Annotated in this window: 1 protein-coding gene; it reads right to left on the bottom strand. The window is 51.7% G+C overall.

Annotated elements, in window-relative coordinates:
- Window positions 1-37: 37 nt before the first annotated feature.
- Window positions 38-238: hypothetical protein (locus RRF55_RS27830; protein ID WP_439419274.1), on the bottom strand; the 201-nt coding region annotated here is incomplete at its 5' end.

Below are 238 nucleotides of genomic sequence, written 5' to 3'. Positions count from 1 at the left end.
AAAACCCGCCGGAGCGGGTTGTCATGTCGTATTCGGCCTACTTGGACCTTAATTCAGCCATTGCCCTTAAGCAGCCGCTGTAGAAATCGTTCCTGAAGTCGCTGATTGCGGAAGTCTTCATTGGCTCAGTGCTGTACCTGGGCAGCTTGAAGGCTTCCACGAATGCAATTCGCACAATCGAGTTAACCTGGGCCTCCTTTGCATCTGAGATCTTCGAGGCTCGCCTATCTATGATTGC

This window comes from Klebsiella sp. K47, from assembly GCF_051858335.1.
Lineage (GTDB): Bacteria > Pseudomonadota > Gammaproteobacteria > Enterobacterales > Enterobacteriaceae > Klebsiella > Klebsiella pneumoniae.
This window is presented reverse-complemented; position numbering and strand designations above follow the sequence as displayed.